Genomic DNA, 19,075 nt, shown 5'->3' on the forward strand with positions numbered 1-19,075 from the left:
TGTGCACCCTCTATTTCTTTTTATTTTAAGAAGTCTGCCCGCATTGGACTGAAGCAGTCAATCAGTATTCCGGCTTCCAGACAAACGCATCCGTGTTCTGCATCAGGTTCAATATAAACACCGTCTCCGGTTTCTACTATCTGTTTTTCACCATTTACGGTGAATTCAAATTTACCACTTGCCACGTATGTAGTCTGAGTATGATAGTGAGTATGCGGTGTTCCTATAGCTCCCGTTTCAAACTTTACCTTTACCAGCATTACTTGTCCGTCGTATCCCATAATTTGGCGAACAACCCCTTCGCCTGCCGGTTCCCATACTTTTTCCTTTTCTAAAATGAATGTTTTACTTCTTGTTTTCATACTTCAAATTTTAAAAACCTGTCCAAATATACAATTATTCCACCTAAAACAACGGTTTTTATACGCCATTCAATTAAAAACTCTGTAAGTTTGCACAACAATATAAATAAGTTCGACAAAAATGAAAAAGAAACTGGTAGCTCTATTGAGTTTATTTTTTCTTCTATCTGCCTTCAGAGCAGATAAACCAGTGCTTACCATATTTATGATAGGCGACTCTACAATGGCTAACAAAAATATCACAGGTGGTAATCCGGAACGTGGGTGGGGGATGATGTTACCCGGATTCTTCAGTCAAGAAGTACGTATTGACAATCATGCGGTAAACGGACGCAGTTCTAAAAGCTTTATTGATGAAGGGCGTTGGGACAAAGTGATTTCCCAGGTGAATAAAGGCGATTATGTTATTATTCAGTTCGGACATAACGATGAAAAGCCCAAAGAGGATCGGCACACTGTACCAGGAACAACTTTTGACGCTAATCTGCGCCGTTTTGTAAATGAAACTCGGGCTAAAGGAGGAATACCCATCCTTTGCAATGCAATTGTACGCCGTAATTTTGTCCGTCCGTTGGATGAAAGTATAGCCAAGGATACACGTCACGATGCCGGAGAAACAGAACCGGTTCAGGAAGGTGATACTTTATTTGATACACATGGTGCCTATCTTGAGTCTCCCCGCAATGTGGCAAAAGAGTTGGGAGTGCCTTTCATTGACATGAATAAGATTACTCATGATCTGGTGCAGGGATTGGGACCGGTAGAATCTAAAAAACTATTCATGTGGGTATCTCCCGATAAAGTACCGGCTTTCCCGAAAGGACGTGAAGATAATACGCATCTCAATGTATATGGGGGACGTGTAGTAGCCGGTTTGGCGGTAGATGCCATTGCAAAAGTAGTTCCTGAACTGGCAAAGTATGTCCGTCATTACAATTATGTGGTGGCGCAGGATGGCAGTGGTGATTTCTTCACTATCCAGGAGGCTATAGATGCAGTGCCTGATTTCCGTAAGGATGTGCGTACTACTATTCTTGTTCGCAAAGGTATATACAAAGAAAAGGTCGTAGTACCCGAGAGTAAGATTAATATTTCACTGATAGGACAGGAAGGTGCTGTGATTTCTTATGATGATTATGCCAATAAGAAGAATGTTTTCGGAGAGACCAAAGGAACTTCCGGATCATCTACCTGCTATATTTATGCTCCTGATTTTTATGCAGAGAACATCACCTTTGAAAATACTGCCGGACCTGTTGGGCAAGCCGTAGCTTGTTTTGTTTCTGCTGATCGGATCTTTTTTAAAAACTGCCGGTTTCTTGGTTTCCAGGATACCCTTTATACATACGGAAAAAACAGTCGTCAGTATTATGAAGACTGTTATATAGAAGGTTCTGTCGATTTCATATTTGGCTGGTCTACTGCTGTCTTCAATCGTTGCCATATTCATAGCAAGAGAGATGGGTATGTTACAGCCCCTTCTACGGAGGCAGGAAAGAAGTATGGCTATGTGTTCTATGACTGTACGCTCACTGCCGATGATGGTGTGAAAGGTGTTTATCTTTCCCGTCCATGGCGTCCCTATGCACAGGCAGTATTTATTCGTTGCAATTTAGGCAAACACATACAACCTGCCGGATGGCATAACTGGGGGAAAAAGGATGCAGAGAAAACGGTATTCTATGCCGAATATGAGAGCTTTGGAGAGGGCGCCAATCCAAAGGCTCGTGCCACTTTCTCCCATCAGCTTAAAAAACTGAAAGGATACCAGATAGAAGAAATCTTAGTTGGAGAAGATGGATGGAATCCGGTAAAGAATGGAAATGCGTTGGTAAAAGTAGTGCGATAATAAAAGTAAATGCGAATGTTGAAACGAATCTGCTTTTGCTTATTGATCTTTGTTTCATTAGCAAGTACGGCACAAGAGGTGTCTTCTTATGAAATAGAGAAAGAGTATCCTGTTTTCCTCGATCAGATAAAACAGGAGCTTACCTATCCTATGGCTTGGGGAAATAGTCCGTTGAAGGATTTTTCCATTTGGCGGAAAACCGCTCGTGCTACTGTATTGGATGCCATGTTGACTCCACCTCCTGTTGCCAGCGAATATAATATGGAGGTAGTGTCTATAGAGTATCGTTCCGGATATGAAGCCCGTAAGATTTGTTTCAATCTTTCTGCCTATTCTCGTGTACCTGCCTATTTATTGGTACCTGAGGGGGAAGGACCTTTTCCTGCCATTGTATTACTCCACGACCACGGAGCGCATTTCTCCATTGGAAAAGAGAAAATGATTCGTCCTTTCGGTGTCGATTCTCTTGTGTTGTCGGACGCTGACAAATGGGTACATCAATGTTATGATGATCAGTATGTAGGTGATTACCTGGCTTCCAAAGGCTATGTGGTGATTTCCATTGATGCCCTTTTCTGGGGAGAACGCGGGCGCAAGGAAGGCGTACGTTATGAAAGTCAGCAGGCATTGGCTTGTAGCTTTGAGATGTTGGGGCGTAGCTGGAGTGGATTTATTTCTTATGAAGATATCTATACCACAGATTTTCTGGCTTCTTTGGGAGAAGTAGATGCCAATCGAATCGGTTGTATGGGATTCTCGATGGGTGCCTATCGATCCTGGATGCTTTCGGCTCTGTCTGATAAAATAAAAGCCGGAGCGGCTGTTTGTTGGCTTACTACGACGGAGTATCAACTTTCTCCTGACTATGGGCGTGGTAAAGGAGATTCCAATTATGCCAATGTACTTCCCGGATTAAGGCGTTATCTGGATTATCCTCACATTGCTTCTATAGCCTGTCCCAAAGCGATGCTTTTTTTTAACGGACGGAAGGATAAACTCTTCCCGGTTCCGGCTGTAGAAGATGCTTATGCACAGTTGCACCGGGTTTGGAAGAACCAGTCAGCCGATGATAAACTGATTACCAGACTATGGGATTTACCTCACTTCTGTAGTAAAGAGATGCAGGAGGAGATACTGGCATTCTTTAATAAGCAACTTACAAATTAAATTCCTGCTTAGATTTTAATCAGTCTTCTATTAAATAGTGTTTGTCATTGCCATCAGTTTCTTTCTCCGGCATCGATAAAGCTTCCTCTCGTAGAGGAACGTATGAAGTCCCGGTATGTAACATTGTTTTAGATGTACATGTAAAACAAGACTGTACACCGGGAAAGGAAACGTTCCTTTCTGAGAAAGACAAAGTACAACACCGGACAATCTATGGCACACTGATAATAACCTTTGGACCTTAGCCAGTATAAAATAAACCCTAAACTAACAAACTTTAGCTTGTAGCTTACCACATTATCTATTCCTTTTCATGCTAATACCTTGTTAAAAAGGATACAAAAACACAGTGAAATTCGGTTTAATTTGTATCTTTACAGCATGGAAGTTTATAAAATGATGAGAAGAATCTTATTTCTGATAGCATTTTTGAGTATCGCGCTGGCGACTGATGCCCAGCGTAGCTGTTTCTTCACCCATTATTCTTCGGAGGACGGTCTGTCTCAGAACACTGTAATGAGCATTTTACAAGATCATAAAGGGAATCTCTGGTTTTCTACCTGGGATGGAATAAACCGCTTTAATGGATACTCTTTTAAGACTTATAAAGCACGCCAGGGAAGTTTTATCAGCCTGACTAACAATCGTGTCGACCGAATGTACGAAGACCCCAGCGGTTTTTTGTGGTTGCTGACTTATGATAACCGTGCTCATCGTTTTGATCCGCGTACGGAGACTTTCGAACAAGTGCCTGCTGCCGGCCAACCGGGTAGTACTTCCAATGTAAATACCATCACTGTACTTCCTTGCGGGACCGTTTGGTTGCTTACCGAGAATGATGGTGCCATCCGTGTGACTACTCCTGCTGGGACAAACCATCTCTCTACTGACATTTATTCGGCAAAATCCGGTCTTTTCCCTGCTACAAAAGTTTTTAAAGTATATCAGGATGCTAACAATAATGAATGGATACTGACGGATAATGGCTTAGGGCTAATTCGTCCGGGAGAGAAAAATCCGGTTTCCTATTTTGTAGAGACTAAAGAACGGTTTTCTGATCCCAAACAGGCATTCTATGCTGTACAGGAGGATGATGCGGAGATTTGTTTTGGTTCGGATAGGGGGCGCGTGTGGCGTTACCAGAAAAAGAACGGTCAGTTTGAGTTACTTGAACTTCCTACTCGTTCGCGTATTGCTGCTATCAGTGCGGTAGGAGGAGATAAGGTCGTTATAGCCACTTCTACTGATGGTTTCTTTACCTACAATTTGAAAACCAAAGAACACATACATTATTCCCATATTACTTGTCGTAATTTGCCTTCCGCACCTATTATTTCGGCTTATGTAGATAAATCTTCCGAAGTATGGTTTGAGCAGGAAGAACCCGGAGTAGTAGTTCATTTCAATCCGACTACCGGGATCTTAAAACGGGAGCAGATGCGTGTAGAGCCTACTGCTGCCGACCGTTCGCGCCCTTCTTTTCATATTCACGAAGATACTAACGGATACCTTTGGGTGCATCCCTATGGTGGAGGCTTCTCTTTTTACGACCGTAAGGAACAGAGCCTTGTGCCTTTTTATGATGAGTTAGGAAGTAGCGACTGGCGTTTCTCCAATAAAATTCACTCTACTTTTTCGGACAAGCAGGGCAATTTGTGGATTTGTACTCATTCAAAGGGATTGGAAAAGGTTACTTTTCGTTCAGTTCAGTTTAGTATGCTGACTCCCGAAGAGCATAGTTATGAATCATTAAGCAATGAAGTACGTGCACTATGTGAGGATAAGCATAAAAATATATGGGTTGGATTGAAAGATGGGCGTCTTCGAGTGTATGATGAAAACCATAAATATATGGGTTTCCTGACCGAAGCAGGTAATGTTTCACTTTCCGGTGTACCAATGAAAGGTACGGTCTATGATATAACTCAGGATTCGAAAGGAATACTCTGGATTGCTACAAAGGGTGATGGATTGGTACGTGCCGAGCCGGTTGCACCCAATGGATTATCTTACAAATTATCCCGTTATCAGTATGATGAAGATGATATGTATAGTCTGAGTAATGATAATGTGTATTGCGTTTACGAGGATCATAACGGGAGAATCTGGGTAGCAACCTTTGCCAACGGAATTAACTATATATCAAAAGATAAAGCCGGCAATACTATTTTTGTCAATCACCGTAATAACCTGAAAGGATATCCGATTGACCTTTGCTATAAAACCCGTTTCATTACATCGGACAACAATGGGTATCTCTGGGTGGGAACCACAGCCGGGGCAGTTGCCTTTGATGAGAATTTTAAAACTCCCGAAGAGATTCAGTTCCATCACTTCTCTCGTAATCCGAATGACGCAAAGAGCTTGAGTAATAATGATGTGCACTGGATTATTGCCACAAAGAAGAAGGAGCTTTACCTTGCTACTTTTGGAGGAGGTCTCAATAAACTTCTTTCTATTGATAAAGATGGAAACGGAGTGTTCAAATCTTATTCCGTACTTGATGGGCTACCTTCTGATGTGTTGCTTTCCATTCGTGAGGATAAGAAGCAGAATTTATGGATGAGTACAGAGAATGGAATCAGTAAATTCATTCCCGGTGAAGAGCGTTTTGAGAATTATGACGACCGTAGTATTACTTTCCGTGTACGTTTCAGTGAAGCAGCTTCAGCAGTAACTTCCACGGGGGATATGCTTTTTGGTGCCAGTAATGGTATTTTCATGTTTGCTCCCGATTCTATCAATAAGAGTAGCTTTGTACCTCCTATTGTATTATCTAAGTTGGTGATAGCCAATCAGGACATTGTTCCGGGCGAAGGATCAGTATTGAAGGTAGGCTTGGACGATACCAAAGAACTGGTACTTTCTCATAAAGAAAATATTTTTGCCATTCAGTATGCAGCACTCGATTATACGAATCCGCAGAATATTCAGTATGCCTATATTCTTGAAGGTTTTGAAAATCAGTGGACGTATGCCGACCGGCTACGCAATGCCACCTATACTAACTTGCCGAAGGGACACTATACATTTAAAGTACGTTCTACCAATAGTGACGGTGTGTGGGTGGACAATACCCGGTTTCTCGACATCGTAGTACTGCCGTCATTCTGGGAAACCCCACTGGCCTATTTCCTTTATGTATTGTTTATTCTGCTTGTGATCTTTGTGGCTGTTTATATCCTCTTTACCATTTACCGGTTGAAGCATGAAGTGTCTGTAGAACAGCAGGTTTCGGATATTAAGCTGCGTTTCTTTACCAATATATCTCACGAACTTCGTACTCCGCTGACACTTATTGCCGGCCCTGTAGAGTATGTATTGAAGAATTCTAAATTACCGGAAGATGCCCGCGAACAGTTGGTAGTTGTAGAGCGTAACACGAATCGTATGCTTCACCTGGTTAATCAGATTCTTGACTTCCGGAAGATTCAGAATAAGAAGATGAAGATGCAGGTACAGCGTGTCAATATAGTAGCTTTCGTACGTAAGGTGATGGATAATTTTGAATCACTGGCCGAGGAGCACAACATTGATTTCCTGTTTGAAACAGAAAAGGATGAACTTTACCTTTGGGTAGATGAAGATAAATTGGAGAAGATCGTCTTTAACCTGCTTTCCAATGCTTTTAAATACACACCGGGCGGAAAATTGATCCGTGTGTTTATTCATGAAGATGAAGGAACTGTTTCTGTAGGAGTACAGGATCAGGGCATTGGTATTGCTGAGAATAAGAAGAAATCTCTCTTTGTTCGTTTTGAAAACCTGGTAGATAAAAATCTGTTCAATCAGGCAAGTACCGGCATCGGCCTTTCATTAGTGAAAGAGTTGGTAGAGATGCATAAAGCTGTTATTTCTGTTGATAGCAAACTGGGTGAAGGTAGTTGTTTCAAGGTAGATTTCCTCAAAGGAAAGGAACATTATGACGAAACGGTTGAATTTATTCTCGAAGATGCTGTTACTACTACATCCATGACTATTCCTGTCCCTGTGATGGATGCAACGGCTTCCGTTATTCCGATTGTAAATCCGGAAACCGGGATGCAGGATGAAGAGCCGGAGGAAAGCTCCAATAAGGAAGTAATGTTGCTGGTAGAAGATAATCAGGAGCTGCGTGCATTCCTGCGTACTATTTTCTCCTCAATGTATCGGGTGGTAGAAGCTGCAGATGGCATGGAGGGTTGGAGTAAAGCACTCAAGTTTGTGCCGGATATTATTATCAGCGATGTTATGATGCCCGAGAAAGACGGTATCGAAATGACTAAAGAATTGCGTGCCGATATGACTACCAGTCACATTCCTATTGTTTTGCTGACGGCTAAGACTTCTATCGAAAGTAAGTTGGAAGGGTTGGAGTATGGTGCAGACGATTATATAACGAAGCCTTTCAGTGCTACTTATCTGAAGGCACGTGTTGAGAATTTGCTTTCCCAGCGTCGGAAACTGCAAAGTCTTTATAGAGACAATCTGATGAATAATACGCATGTTTCTTCTTTATCAACCTCAGAAGAAGCTGCTACGGAGGAAGAAAAGCTTCCGGATATGTCTCCCAACGACCGTAAGTTTATGGATAAACTGGTTGAACTTATGGAAGCAAATATGGATAATGGTGATCTGGTGGTGGATGATCTGGTGCGAGAAGTTGCAGTCAGCCGTTCTGTTTTCTTCAAAAAACTGAAGACATTGACGGGCCTGGCTCCGATTGAGTTTATAAAAGAGATGCGCATCAACCGTGCCGCTCAATTGATAGAAACAGGTGAGTTCAATATGACGCAGATTTCCTATATGGTAGGTATTAATGATCCGCGCTATTTCAGTAAATGCTTTAAGTCTAAACTTGGTATGACACCAACCGAGTATAGAGACAATCTTGGGAAAAAGTATAATTAATTGTTAGGCGGATAATGAAAAGGGGACTTTTACTATTGAGCTTTTTTCTGTTATGCCATTGGGGTATGGCACAGACCAATAATATCTGGAAGCCTTTTCAGGCTAAAGCCAGCGAAAATAGCATTGAACTTCAAGGTAATGGATATAAAATAGAGACTAGAAGTCTTGATATTCAGAATTCTAAAGATAGAAAAGTAAAAGAAAAATATTCGTGGGAATTGGCCAGTTCATTACTTGGATGCTATACGAAGAAACGGGTCAGTATATCCCAAGACGGAATGTTTTCTGTGTATTCCTGGAATTATCAACCTTATATAGACAGCATTCCGAATCTACGTACAGTATATGTGTACTTGGTGGCTGAGAATTTACTTTCTGCCATTTCCTTCTCCAAGCACGGAGAGGTAGATTCCTTATTTCAGAGACGTTTGGTTGACGAGATTTGTACTAACGGCATACCTCAATCTGTTTTTATGCCTGCTGGTAATGACACAATTTGTTTTTTGGGACAGAAAATAGAGAACCCCCGAATCTCTGATGATAAAGGACGAAAAATTATGTTTGCCTATACTCTTGGGCTGAAGTCTTTTAGGAATAATTATCGTAAGCTGGCAGGTAACTATGAATCTTTGAATTGTTCCTGGGATTCTTATTTCTCGGATGAGGAAGCTGAGAAGGCAAGACAAGATCTGATACTTAATTATAAAAAGGGATATAAAACCGTTTTATTTGAAGGGAAGGATACAATCATATTCAGAGGTGAGGAAATGCTTGCAGACAGGATTGTGTGGCAACTTCCTACGTATTATTATGATAAATATAGAATAAGAACGAATTATTTTGTAAAGGCGGAGATAACAGGCATGCCCACTCTTATTAATCTGGAGTTCGCTACGGACAGTATTAGCAATGAAATACCACTGCCCGTTTTTATCGAAGAGAATATTTTTCAATTGAAACACATACCTCATACTCCACCTATTGTTGAAGACAGTATCCCCGTCTCAGATACCATTTTTATAGCTAAAAAAAACAGACTGCCTATATGGACCTATTATCATAAGAATACACGCATTACAGGTCTTTCACTTGGTATTGGAGAAATTGATGGTTTGAGAAACGTTACAACCAATGGTATAAAGTTGGATGTGATAGGTTCGTCTCTTACTTTGGCTTTAATGCCTCCATTTCTTCTTATGCCTCCTTCTTTGATGATGGAAAGCAGGAGGCATCGGACGGAGGAGGATGTAGCAATACTATATAAAAATCGTTTTAGTACTACCAATGGGATTTCTTTTTCGATAGCAGGTTCTCTTTTGGACAGTCATATTGTCAACGGCCTGGGTTTTGGTGGGTTAGTAACAACTAATTATCGTACCAATGGGATATCTATTGCAGGACTTAGTAATGGAACGTTTTATAGTAATGGATTACAGGTAGGTGGTTGCTGGACGTATACTCATAAACTGACTGGGTTGCAAATTAGTGTTTTGGGGAATTCGGGAATGAAAGTGCGAGGTGTACAGATTGGTATGTTTAACTTTGCAACGGATCATGTTCATGGTCTCCAGATAGGTTTGTTCAACAGTGCAAAGAGGCTAAAGGGATTGCAAATAGGGCTTTGGAATAAGAGTGACAGACGTAGTTTCCCTCTTTTTAATTGGGGTTTTTAATTTATAGAGAATCATTTAGTGTTTATAAAAACTTGTCAGAAAGATATTTCTTACTACGATAAAAGAGGTCGTTTGTTTTTGGTATCTTATCTTCTACAGAAAAGGGTATAAAAGGGATACTCTTTAAATAAAAAAAAACATAAGGCAACTAATTCATTGCGAGTTAGTTGCCTTTTTTCATCTTTAATCAGGGGTATTCAGTAAATGTCCCTGTTTATTGGTGATCAGGGAAGAAGAAAATCTTATCCGTTGTCATTCGTTCGGTTTGCCTTATCCGTGTGCCATAGAAAACACAAAGCTATTTAGCTCATATTTGAATAATAATGAGCTAAACTCACCACAGAGTTTTAAATCTTTGATGAAACGCGGATGAACGCAGATTAAAAGACTGTAATTCTTTATCATTTATTTGTTTTCTTTTGTGAAAATCTGCGTTCATCTGCGTTTCAATAAACCATCGCTTGGCGTATCTCCCCGTGCAGGAAGCGTTTTTTGTGCATAGCAGTCGAAATAGTTCCCCTTTTCAACTAAATATTACCCTATTAAGAGTCCTAAATTACAGAACTTTGCCCCATAATCAACTTTAGTATTGTTAACATGAAACAAAAGTCTTACAAAATGAAAAACAGACGAATAGCATGGCTGTTGGCTATGCTGTTGATAATCCCTCTGGGAGTTTTAGCACAAGGCATTTCTGTAAAAGGAATTGTGACCGATTCGGACGGAGAACCGGTCATTGGTGCTTCCGTTGTTGAAAAGGGAAAAACAAGCAATGGTACCATTACTGATTTGGATGGTAATTTCTCTTTGAATGTTTCCGGGAAGGGGAAAAAACTGGTTATATCTTACATTGGTATGACTACCCACGAGGTAGATGCAGTGGCCGGAAAGGTATTGAAAATAGTACTTCGTGATGATGCCCAGGCATTGGATGAAGTGGTTGTTATCGGTTACGGTACGAGTAAACGAGGGGATTTGACAGGTTCAATTGCTTCGGTAGGTGAAAAAACATTGAAAGATATTCCTGTAACCTCTGCCGCATCAGCTATCACCGGACGCCTTGCCGGTGTAAATGTAACCACTACCGAAGGATCTCCGGATGCCGAAATCAAAATACTTGTGCGTGGTGGTGGTTCTGTTACGCAGGATAACTCACCTCTTTTTATAGTCGATGGATTTCAGGTGGAAAATATCAATGATATTTCTCCTACCGATATTGAAACAATTGATGTTTTGAAGGATGCTTCTTCAACAGCCATCTATGGAGCTAAAGGAGCAAATGGTGTTGTGCTGGTGACAACCAAAAGCGGGAAAGCCGGTAAAACGGAAATCCAGTTTGGCGCTTCGGTCGGATTCAGCAATGTGTATAATATGAACGACATGCTTTCACCTTATGAATATGTATTCTATCAGCGTGAACTGGATCCGAGTGCAAGTGCCGGATGGTTTGGCCGTTTCGGCCGGTGGGAGGACATTGATATTTATCTTTCTAAAGCAGGTACCGACTGGCAGGATGTAATGTTCGGTAATACCGGTGTCAAACAGAATTATAATGTAAGCATCAAAGGGGGTACGGAAGATCTGAAATATAGTGTAAGTTATGTTCACGATGATGAATCGTATATCATGAAGACCTCTAACTTTTCTCGTGACAATGTAAACGCAAAAATCAATAAGAATATAGGTAAAAAACTATCTGTAGAGTTGGGCATGCGCTTGTCCAAGACTACGATTGACGGTCCGAAAGTATCTACCGGAAACCGCTTGCGCAACATTGTGAAATATGCACCGATCGGTACTTTAAGCGCACTATCCGAAGATGACATGGGAGGGGATATCTATAATTCGGAAGACCTGACCGACCTGAATGACCCCTATTATAATATTGTGAATAACTACAAAAAGCAGAACCGCTTCTCCAATGTATATAATGCTGCTTTCAACTGGGATATCATAAAGGGGTTGAGGTTCCGTGCACAAGGTTCTTATACCTATATGTATGATGATACGGATGACATCTACACCAACAATACCGGAGAGGCTAAGAATAACGGTGGTATGCCGGTAGCCAATCGTTCAACGATGAAGGGGAACAGCTATGGAGGTACTGCAACTTTGGAATACAAACTAAAGAAAAAGAAACACCGCTTTGACGCATTGCTTGGTACCGAACTTAACCATAGCCAGAAGATAGATATGAGTATAAAGTCTATGTTCTATCCAAATGATTTTACAGCACAAGATATTCTGGCTATGTGGAATATGGGTAAGGAACAACCTACCTATACCACAATCAATGAACCGGCCCGTACCAGTTCTTTCTTTGGGCGTGCCAACTATTCTTACAACGACCGTTATTATATTACGGTCACTGCCCGTGAAGATGGTACCAACGTATTTTCCCCCGGCAAAAAGTGGGGATTTTTTCCAGGAACCGCTTTGGCATGGAGAATCTCCGAAGAGGACTTTATGGAGCCCACCCAGGACTGGTTGAGTAACTTGAAACTTCGTTTAAGTTATGGTCTTGCCGGTAATGCCCGTGTAGGCTCTTACTGGCGTCAGAATTATGCTTTTGAAACATCTGCCAATAAGATTTATTATCCGGGAGAAGAATCAACCGGCTCATTAAAGACTTCAACGGTACTTCGTAATGAGAACTTGACCTGGGAAACCAAGTATTCTTCTAATTTAGGTTTCGACCTGGGATTTTTCAACAACCGGCTGAATGTGACTTTGGATTTCTATAAAGACATTACCAAAGATTTGATCCTGAAAGTACCGTTGCCTTCACATTCCGGTTATGAAAGCCAGTACCAGAATCTTGGCCAGACTACTAATAAAGGTCTGGAATTAACTGTGAACGGAACAATTATCGAGACCCGGAATTTTAGCCTGAGTGCCAACTTCAATATCTCTTTCAATAAAAATCGTGTAGATGCATTGGACGGAAATAACGAAATGATCGTTTCATCCAATACGGCCGATATAGGTAAAGACGACTACCGCGTTATCGTGGGCAGACAGCTCGGATTGATCTATGGATATGTGGCAGAGGGTATGTATGGATTTGATGATTTTACTTTCAATGAGGTTACTAAATCATGGGAGATTAATCCGGGAGTGGTAGACTGCTACGAGCTGATGTCACGAAGTGAAAAGTATTACGGTCCCGGTCATATCAAATTGAAAGACCTTGATGGCGATAAAAAGATTACTGCTGAGAACGACCGTCAGGTGATTGGTAATGCATTACCAAAACATACCGGTGGCTTCAGCCTGAATGCAACTTGGAAAGGATTCGACCTTTCTGCCATGTTCAACTGGGTATATGGTAATGATATTCTTAATGCCGGTAAGATTGATTATACAACCTATGCCGGAAGTAAGAAGTACCAGAATCTAAGTTCAATCATGTCTATGGAAAACCGATTCCTTACAGTTGATCCCGAAACCGGCAAAAACATTTATTATGGAAATGATGCCAATCCGCAACGTCTGATGGAGTTGAATCAGAATGCACGTATCTGGCATCCGCTTACTAATTCTACCATCATTACTGACTGGGCGGTAGAAGATGGTTCTTTCCTCCGTTTCAGTAACCTGACAATCGGTTATACATTACCCAAACTGTTCACTCAAAAGTTCGCCGTACAGAATCTTCGTGTTTATTTTACAGCCAATAACCTGAAAACGTGGACTGCTTACAGCGGGCAAGATCCAGAGGTCAGTACTTCCGGCAACAATCTGACTCCTGGTAAGGATATCTCAGCTTATCCGAAATGTCATAGTTATATTTTTGGTCTTAATGTCACATTTTAATTTAAACAAACCATGAAAAGAATTAATATATATACTTTATTCCTGTGTGTGGTGCTTTTATTCAGCTCATGCGAGGATTATCTGAATACAGAATCTCCTTCTGTATTGAGCCCCGAAACCGTATATACCACAAAGTCTATGACGGAAGCCGCATTGATGGGAGTATATGCTACGCTTGCCAGCGATAATTTATATAAAGGACGTATGTCTATCAACTGGCAGGGATATTCGGATATCGAAGGGTATAGAGGATTTGCCGAGACCGGTTACAACTCTGGAGAAACCGGATTCCAACACTTCTGGTGTGATATCTATGAATATCGTTGTCGCTGGACGGATGGTTTCCGTATGGCAGAGTTGGCTGCTACTGCTGTTGAAGGCATTCGTAATTCCCCGTTGATGGAGACTGAAAAGAAGGCAATGCAGGTTTATCTGGGAGAGGCATTGACATTGCGTGCATTGGCCTATTTTGAGCTGGTTCGTTATTGGGGAGATGTTCCTTATAAGGAACAAACGGCGAATTCCGACTTGTCTAATGTGTACATTGGAAAGGCGGACCGCGACGTTATCTATGACAAGATTATAGAAGATTTGCAGGAAGCAGCCGAATATCTGCCGTGGATGGGGCAGGATGGTTATACCAGTGAACGCGTTACGAAAGGCTTTGCTCAAGGTTTGCTGGCACGTGTCGCTTTGTTTGCCGGAGGATGGTCTGTACGTGATGCCAATCAGTTCTCGGATGCAAACGTAGAGCATCATCCAAGAATTGCCGATTTGAACGGTTACTATACAGGACGCCGCAAAGACTGGAAAAAATATTATGAGATAGCCGAGCAGGCATGTGCTAGTGTTATAGGCAGTGCAGATAACCCTCATAAACTTGATCCTGATTATGGAGATATCTGGAAAACAGTATGCCGCTTAGATTTGAACAGTTATAATGAAAACCTGTTTGAAGTAGCCATGGGGATGGGACAGGTTGGTGACATCGGTAACCTGATGGGGTACGGTATGGGTACCAATACCAAATATACAAATGGTCGTAGTATGGGCGGAAATTATGTCTCTTCACATGCCTATTACTTTTATTCATTTGACCGGGATGATTTGCGCAGAGACTATGCAGTGACCTGGGCCTCTTATCCCAACAATGATACGAAAGAAACCATCAAAGGTGATATGCTCAATATGTCACTCAATAAATGGAACTTCTTCTGGACATCAGACGGCTGGAAATCGCTTCTAAGTACGGCAACCAACCGTCTTGGCAATGGTATTAACTGGATTATCATGCGCTATCCGGACATTCTGCTGATGTATGCCGAGGCACGGAATGAACTCTATGGTCCTGAGTCTAAAAGTGAAGTAGCTCATATCAGTGCCCGCGAAGCACTGGAACAGGTACGCGAACGTGCATTTGGTGCAGGTTCTCCTAAAATCAAACAATATGATACTAACTTTTTCAATGCCATTGTAAATGAGCGTGCATGGGAATTTGGAGGAGAAGCAGTACGTAAAATGGATTTGATCCGTTGGGGAATGCTGGATGAAAAGATTGAAGAGATGAAGCAAACGCTTTGCCTGATGATGGACGGTACTCAGCCATTTACCATTTTTGATAAGAATTTTAATCCGGGCGATATTCCCACAAGCGTCTACTATAAATATGAAGATCCTGCATTGCCCGAGTTTATAGATTATAAGTCGATTGAGTTTTACAAAGAATTACCTGGTAATCCCGATGAGAGCATTTATACGGAGGTTCAATGGGGATCGGGACGTCATCAATACAGTGAGAAGAAACCCACAGCCCATCTGGGTGCATATGTCAGTGTATTATGTGCAGCATCCGGTTTGATGGCAAACTATGACTACTCTTCTTTCTACAGCCAGCTCCAATACGGCGCGGATATCCGCGATATCATGGTGACCAAGACAATGGGTAACGGTAAATGTAATAACAGACATTTGTTTGCTATCTATAATCAGGATGTTTATGAAAGTAAGGGCCATGTGAGCAATTCTTACGGTTATTAATTATTTTAAGAAGAATGAATATGAAAAATATAATAAGTCTGCTGTTCGCCCTCTTATCATGCACTCTTATGGTGAGTTGTGATGACGAGATCAATGATTGGGGTATAGATTCGAGTCACGACCGACTGTTTCGTCCGTTGGCATTTGAAAGTAAATCAGTAAAGGCAACTGCTGTCGAGATCAGTTACAACAAGGTAGTGAATGCTTCCGTATATATATTCGAGTTTAGTGAAGATAGTTTGCAGTTTAATCACATTGTGCGTACCGATACGATTTTAGCTGATACGCTGACTGTCTATTCGGATGATTCTAACCAGACGAAAGTAGAATACCGTACTTGGTTTAATAATCTGAAAGGAGTAACCAAGTATTCCGTTCGTATGAAAGCAATCAGTAGAGCGTTGGTTGAATCGGGCTATGTAAGTTTTTTCTTTGAAACTCCCAAAGAACAGATATTCACAAGTAATGTTCCGGAGATTGACAAAGTAACTCTTTATTGGACTCCGGTTAATGAGCTGACGGAATTTGTAATTTGGGAGAGGAATAGCAGTACAGGTGAACTGATAATGGAGACAGAACGACGTATCAATCTGCAGGAAGCAGGAGTCGATTTGAGTGCAGGTATGTACGTTCTGGGAGGTTTGAAAGGTGGTACTCCTTATACTGTTTATGCATTCAACGGAGAGAACAAGCGTGGAGAAGTCTCCTTCCGTACTTCCGGTATTCCCAATTCAGTGGTTCTTACTATTATGCCCGATACTCCGATTAATGCTGAATTAAGAAGATGTGCAGAAGAAGGTGCAACCAGTCTGACTTTAATCTTTGAAGGTGGACAAACTTATAACTATATCGGTATAAAAGAAAGCGAGAGCGATCCTGACGGTATTATCATTCCGGGTGGTATTGAGAATCTGGCGTTTGCGGGTACACTTTCGGCAACAGGCGAATTACCTTTATTGAAATTAGGGGCTGTATCCTTGAATGAGATTGTACAATCCGTTTCGTTTGATAAGCTTGCCTTAGATGGTGAACTGAGTAACTATCTTTTCAGTTTTGGTGCTAATCAGTTTAAGACGGTCAGCTTCACAGGATGTAATATATCCAATTATAATCGTTCAGTGGTACGTTGCACAACATCGGGGGTAAAACTGGACGCTGTAGTATTCAATAATTGTATCATCGACCACGTATCCAACAATGGTTATGCACTGATTGTTGCTAATCCGGCAGATCTCGGGACTGTAACCGTCTCCAACTGTACATTTATAGAGATGGGTTCATTGATTGATGCGAGGGGTGTAGTGGACGATATAACATTTGATAAATGCACCATTTACAATAACGAGTTCGGAGCCAGCAATTTCTTCCGTTTCCAGATACAACCTACGGAGATAGCTGTGACCAATCTGATCATTGCCGGTCCTAATAAAAACACAGAACTGGGTTGCGGATATAGTAATTACAAATATTTGGATTTTGCCACTTGTTACCTCACTTCCGAAGTGAAGTTGAATACAAGTCGTCCGTTTGCCAATATCAATACCTTCTCCGGTACGGCGGAGGATCTGTTTACCGATCCTGTCAATGGTGATTTCCATTTTAAACCCGGTGTTAAATTCCCCGGTGAAGGGGTGGCAGGAGATCCCAGATGGAACAAGTCTAATTAAATCTAAAATAACAGATACGTTATGAATAAAATGAATTTTATATACTTGTGTGCATTCCTCCCGTTCCTATTGGGAGGATGCTCCGAAACAGAACAGTTTTTTAATCCTCCTACAGGAGCAGTAATCCCTGAACCAGAGCCTGAACCGGAACCTACCGGAAATCCCTGTGCCTTTCCGGGTGCCGAAGGATTCGGACGGATGACCACTGGCGGACGGGGAGGAAAAGTGTATCATGTGACCACTTTGGAAGACGGTACAAAGGCGGGAACGTTGCGTTATGCAATCTCGCAAAGTGGTGCAAGAACCATTGTGTTTGACGTAGCCGGAACGATCTTCCTGACAAGTGATCTGAATATCACTAACGGAGATCTGACCATTGCCGGTCAGACAGCTCCGGGACAGGGGATCTGTATTGCTACCTATCCGGTGACGATCAAAGCCAGTAACGTTATTCTCCGTTATCTGCGTTTTCGCGTAGGTAATGAAGGAGGCGGTGAACCCGATGGACTGGGAGGTATGGAAAACAAAAATGTCATTGTAGATCATTGTTCCATCAGTTGGTCGGTAGATGAGTGCTGTTCCGTATACGGAGGTGAGAATCTGACTGTTCAATGGTGTATCATTTCCGAGAGCCTGCGTACAGCCGGTCATGGAAAAGGTAAACACGGATATGGTGGTAACTGGGGTGGTGCCGGCGCTTCCTACCATCATAACTTGCTGGCACATCATGAGAGCCGTGCGCCACGCCTTGGCCCGCGCCCGTTTACTCAGGAACGTGAACACATGGATATGAGAAACAATGTGATTTATAACTGGGCAGGCAACGGATGCTATGGCGGCGAAGGTATGAAGGTGAATATTGTAAACAACTACTATAAACCGGGTCCTGCCACTCCTGCCAAAAAGGCGGTTCGCTATCGTATTGCCGGAGTTGGTATCCGTACTGCGGAATATGTGGCTACCTATCCGGCATTTGCCCCGATGCTGCATGTATGGGGGAAATATTATGTAGACGGAAACGTGATGGAAGGTACGGATGAGGTGACCAACGACAACTGGACAAAAGGTATGTATGAGCAGGTTGACGATTCAAGAAATGACGGACTGTTCACTGCGGTAACCCGTGACACGATTCGCCTAACACTCCCGCTTGATGCTGATGTGATTACCACACATACTGCAAAACAGGCATTTGACCTGGTACTGGCGTATGCCGGATGTTCAAAACAAAGAGACATCATCGACGAACGTATCGCAAAAGAGACTAAGGAAGGAACTGCCACCTATACCGGAACTGTGACCGAAGGTGCTGCCGACGCTCCCGGTTTGATCGATTTACCTTCGGACGTAATGCCTGAAGGGGCAACCAGTCCCTGGCCTACGTTGTCTGACGGAGGTGTGACAGCCGATGAGTTGAAAGATTCGGATGGGGATGGTATGCCCGATGTATGGGAGACTAAAAACGGATTGGATTCGAATAATACTTCTGATGGTAACGCAAAGACTTTGAGTAAAGAAGGATACACTAATCTTGAAGTTTATATGAATAGTCTGGTTAGTGATATTACCGAAAAGCAGAATAAAGTCAATGAATAGAAAGGTAAAAAGTTT

10 protein-coding genes are annotated in these 19,075 nt (G+C 42.0%); 9 read left to right on the top strand and 1 reads right to left on the bottom strand.

All coding sequences use genetic code 11. The annotated features are described in order from the left end of the window. Window positions 1-20 precede the first annotated feature (20 nt). Complete coding sequence (locus HCG69_RS05755; RefSeq protein ID WP_221649250.1) at window positions 21-362, bottom strand: cupin domain-containing protein; 342 nt, start codon at window positions 360-362, stop codon at window positions 21-23. A gap of 121 nt (window positions 363-483) precedes the next feature. On the opposite strand from HCG69_RS05755, the gene HCG69_RS05760 reads away from it, so the two are divergent. The 9 genes from HCG69_RS05760 (at window position 484) to HCG69_RS05800 (ending at window position 19,060) form a co-directional block, all read left to right on the top strand. Then, a complete protein-coding gene (locus HCG69_RS05760; protein WP_221649251.1) occupies window positions 484-2,211 on the top strand; it encodes a pectinesterase family protein in 1,728 nt (575 codons plus the stop codon). A gap of 15 nt (window positions 2,212-2,226) precedes the next feature. After that, window positions 2,227-3,378: a dienelactone hydrolase family protein gene (locus HCG69_RS05765; RefSeq protein WP_221649252.1), complete on the top strand. Its 1,152-nt coding sequence runs from the start codon at window positions 2,227-2,229 to the stop codon at window positions 3,376-3,378. A gap of 47 nt (window positions 3,379-3,425) precedes the next feature. Further along, the gene (locus HCG69_RS05770) at window positions 3,426-3,623 is read left to right on the top strand and encodes a hypothetical protein (protein ID WP_221649347.1); all 198 of its coding nucleotides are present in this window, start codon (window positions 3,426-3,428) and stop codon (window positions 3,621-3,623) included. A 151-nt stretch (window positions 3,624-3,774) separates the two neighbouring features. Then, the gene (locus HCG69_RS05775; protein ID WP_221649253.1) at window positions 3,775-8,268 is read left to right on the top strand and encodes a two-component regulator propeller domain-containing protein; all 4,494 of its coding nucleotides are present in this window, start codon (window positions 3,775-3,777) and stop codon (window positions 8,266-8,268) included. 14 nt (window positions 8,269-8,282) lie between these two features. After that, entirely contained in the window at window positions 8,283-9,941 is a 1,659-nt protein-coding gene (locus HCG69_RS05780) for an LA_2272 family surface repeat-containing protein (RefSeq protein WP_221649254.1), read from the top strand. 618 nt (window positions 9,942-10,559) lie between these two features. Further along, complete coding sequence (locus HCG69_RS05785; RefSeq protein ID WP_255585466.1) at window positions 10,560-13,760, top strand: TonB-dependent receptor; 3,201 nt, start codon at window positions 10,560-10,562, stop codon at window positions 13,758-13,760. A 12-nt stretch (window positions 13,761-13,772) separates the two neighbouring features. Next, a complete protein-coding gene (locus HCG69_RS05790; RefSeq protein ID WP_221649256.1) occupies window positions 13,773-15,797 on the top strand; it encodes a RagB/SusD family nutrient uptake outer membrane protein in 2,025 nt (674 codons plus the stop codon). A 20-nt stretch (window positions 15,798-15,817) separates the two neighbouring features. Continuing rightward, on the top strand, window positions 15,818-17,464 hold the full coding sequence (locus tag HCG69_RS05795; RefSeq protein ID WP_221649257.1) for a DUF5123 domain-containing protein: 1,647 nt from the start codon (window positions 15,818-15,820) through the stop codon (window positions 17,462-17,464). A gap of 21 nt (window positions 17,465-17,485) precedes the next feature. Beyond that, window positions 17,486-19,060: a polysaccharide lyase family 1 protein gene (locus HCG69_RS05800; protein WP_221649258.1), complete on the top strand. Its 1,575-nt coding sequence runs from the start codon at window positions 17,486-17,488 to the stop codon at window positions 19,058-19,060. Window positions 19,061-19,075 lie beyond the last annotated feature (15 nt).

Origin of the sequence: Bacteroides sp. K03, assembly GCF_019734355.1 — a bacterium.
Classification (GTDB): Bacteria; Bacteroidota; Bacteroidia; order Bacteroidales; family Bacteroidaceae; genus Bacteroides; species Bacteroides nordii.

Excerpts from the sequence above, each read along its gene's own strand:
- HCG69_RS05755 (WP_221649250.1), bottom strand. The coding sequence starts at position 362 with ATGAAAACAAGAAGTAAAACATTCATTTTAGAAAAGGAAAAAGTATGG.
- HCG69_RS05790 (WP_221649256.1), top strand. The coding sequence starts at position 13,773 with ATGAAAAGAATTAATATATATACTTTATTCCTGTGTGTGGTGCTTTTA.
- HCG69_RS05780 (WP_221649254.1), top strand. The coding sequence starts at position 8,283 with ATGAAAAGGGGACTTTTACTATTGAGCTTTTTTCTGTTATGCCATTGG.
- HCG69_RS05765 (WP_221649252.1), top strand. The coding sequence starts at position 2,227 with ATGTTGAAACGAATCTGCTTTTGCTTATTGATCTTTGTTTCATTAGCA.
- HCG69_RS05795 (WP_221649257.1), top strand. The coding sequence starts at position 15,818 with ATGAAAAATATAATAAGTCTGCTGTTCGCCCTCTTATCATGCACTCTT.
- HCG69_RS05775 (WP_221649253.1), top strand. The coding sequence starts at position 3,775 with ATGATGAGAAGAATCTTATTTCTGATAGCATTTTTGAGTATCGCGCTG.
- HCG69_RS05800 (WP_221649258.1), top strand. The coding sequence starts at position 17,486 with ATGAATAAAATGAATTTTATATACTTGTGTGCATTCCTCCCGTTCCTA.
- HCG69_RS05760 (WP_221649251.1), top strand. The coding sequence starts at position 484 with ATGAAAAAGAAACTGGTAGCTCTATTGAGTTTATTTTTTCTTCTATCT.
- HCG69_RS05785 (WP_255585466.1), top strand. The coding sequence starts at position 10,560 with ATGAAAAACAGACGAATAGCATGGCTGTTGGCTATGCTGTTGATAATC.